The sequence below is a fragment of the Mycobacterium sp. E787 genome, assembly GCF_001668725.1.
Taxonomy (GTDB): Bacteria; Actinomycetota; Actinomycetes; order Mycobacteriales; family Mycobacteriaceae; genus Mycobacterium.
Genome location: NZ_LZKL01000063.1, coordinates 1 through 2,530, shown reverse-complemented (window position 1 = coordinate 2,530; position 2,530 = coordinate 1). Strand labels below are relative to the sequence as shown.

The following is a 2,530-nucleotide window of genomic DNA, read 5'->3' as shown; positions in this document are numbered from 1 at the left end:
GTGGCCATCATCACCCAGATCGCCTCGGCGCTCGACGCCGCCCACGCCGCCGGGGTGATGCACCGCGACGTCAAGCCACCGAACATCCTGGTCACCCGCGACGACTTCGCCTACCTGGTGGACTTCGGCATCGCCAGCGCGTCCACCGACGAGAAGCTCACCCAGCTCGGCACCGCGGTGGGCACCTGGAAATACATGGCGCCCGAACGGTTTTCCGACGACGAGGTCACCTACCGCGCCGACATCTATTCGCTGGCCTGCGTGCTCTACGAATGCTTGACCGGGTCCCCGCCGTACCCGTCCGACAGCGCCGGGGTGCTGGTCACGGCCCACCTGATGGAACCCATCCCCCAGCCCAGCGCCAAACGGACGGGCGTCCCCCGGGCTTTCGACGCGGTGATCGCCCGCGGCATGGCCAAAACGCCGCACGACCGCTACGCCAGCGCCGGTGATCTGGCGCGCGCCGCCCACGACGCACTCAGCGACCCCGAGCAGACCCAGGCCGTCAACATCCTGCGCCACAGTAAGCAATCCGCGCCGCCCGCACCGAAGGTGCCCGTCGGTCCGGGGCCGCAGCCCATGCCCGGCGCGGGATTGCCCCCGCCGAATCCCCCGCCGCACCAAGCCCCCTTCGGTGGGCCGCCACCGCAGTTCGCCGGCCCGGCGCCGTGGGGGCCCGGGTACCCGCCGGCGCCGCCGCGCCGACGCAACCCGTGGCCCATCGCCGCGGGAGCCGCCGCCGCCGTGGTCGTCCTCGTCGCCGCCGCCGTCGGCATCTCGATCGCGGTCGGACACGACGACAACGCGACCCCCAACGCGGCCGGCACCACCACCACAACGGTCACCAAGAGGACGACCACCCGCACGACCGCCCCGTCGCCGACCGGCCCGCCGCCCGCCGCGGTGAGCCGGCTGCTGAGCCTGCTGCCCGCCGGCTACCCACCCGGCACGTGCAACCCGGACCCGCAACCGATGGTGGGCTCGATCGTCTCCGTCTCGTGCGGGCAGAACACCGATCCGGGCGGCCCCACGATCTCGGCCTACGCGCTGTTCTCGGATTTGCAGGGCGTGCAGAACGCGTTCACCCGCTTCACCGGAACCGACACGATCGTCAAGTGCCCGGGAGACAAGGCCTCACCCGGCACGTGGTGGCACAACAAAGACCCGAACACCATCCTCGGTCAGATCGCCTGCGGGACCTACCAGGACGGTGAGCCGAAGGTGATGTGGACCGACCAGCAGACCATGGTGTTCGCGGTCGTCGGGGGAAACACGCAGGGACCCAACCTCGATCAGCTGTACAAGTGGTGGGCCAACCACTCGTGAACGCGAGTCGGCTGGCATGGGACCACAACGCCTATTACCAGCGAACCCTGCTGCGGCAACTGCCGCGCCGATCCGGGCGGGTGCTCGACGTCGGTTGTGGCGCGGGCGCATTCGCGGCGCGACTGGCCGGCCGCGCCGATCACGTTGATGCGATCGACAAGTCGGCGGCGATGATCGAGGCGGCCCGCCTGCGCGCGCCGGCCAACGTCACCTGCACCCTCGCCGATGTGATGGAGACGCCCTTGCCCGCAGCGCATTACGACGCGATCGTGTCGATCACCGCGTTGCACCACCTGCCGCTCGCCGCTGCCCTGCGGCGCCTGGCGCCGGCGCTGCGCCCGGGCGGCGTGCTGGCCGCGGTGGTCCTGCCGCGGACCGACCTGCCCCGGGAGGGGCCCACCGAAATCGTTGCGGCGGCGGCCAATCCGGCGCTCGGCGCCGCCTTCGCCGCGCTGCGGACCATCGGCCGCGGCGAATGGTACGGGTTCGACCCGACCGACGAGGCGATGCCGAAGCTCGATTCGCCGCTGACCACACGGCAAGCCCGCGCAATCGCCACCGCGACGCCGGGCGGCCGGGTGCGCCGGCTGCTGTTCTGGCGTTATCTCCTGGTGTGGCGGCGGCCCGGATAACCCCGCATAACAATGTCGCGGTTGTCCTGCGGCGGGGCCGCGGGGGGCCTACCGTCTTGATTGCTGAGTCGGGGCTCGCGGCCGGCCGGTCAGGTCGGGCGGTGTTGATATGGTCGGCGGGTCCGGGGTTGCTTTGGAGGGTCAGGGATGAGCGACGCGCAGGCCTCACGGGTGGGCTCGATGTTCGGGCCCTATCACCTGAAACGACTGCTGGGCCGCGGTGGCATGGGCGAGGTCTACGAGGCCGAGCACACCGTCAAGGAGTGGACGGTGGCCGTCAAGCTGATGTCGGACACGTTCAGCAAGGACCCGGTGTTTCGCGAGCGGATGAAGCGCGAGGCGCGCATCGCCGGCCGTTTGCAGGAACCCCACGTGGTGCCCATCCACGACTACGGCGAAATCGACGGCCAGATGTACATGGAGATGCGGCTGATCGAGGGCGTCGACCTGGACACCGTGCTCAAGCGGTTCGGCCCGCTGACGCCACCGCGAGCGGTGGCCATCATCACCCAGATCGCCTCGGCGCTCGACGCCGCCCACGCCGCCGGGGTGATGCACCGCGACGTCAAGCC

At 70.8% G+C, this 2,530-nt stretch carries 3 protein-coding genes; all 3 read left to right on the top strand.

What is annotated here, in order from left to right:
• Positions 1-1,326: serine/threonine-protein kinase (locus A5705_RS13455; protein ID WP_082956462.1), on the top strand; the 1,326-nt coding region annotated here is incomplete at its 5' end.
• Positions 1,323-1,958, top strand: a complete 636-nt coding sequence (locus A5705_RS13450; protein ID WP_068278087.1) for a bifunctional 2-polyprenyl-6-hydroxyphenol methylase/3-demethylubiquinol 3-O-methyltransferase UbiG — start codon at positions 1,323-1,325, stop codon at positions 1,956-1,958. The genes A5705_RS13455 and A5705_RS13450, both read left to right, overlap by 4 nt.
• Before the next feature lie 147 nt (positions 1,959-2,105).
• A partial coding sequence (locus tag A5705_RS13445) for a serine/threonine-protein kinase (RefSeq protein ID WP_156763119.1) occupies positions 2,106-2,530 on the top strand: 425 nt, incomplete at its 3' end.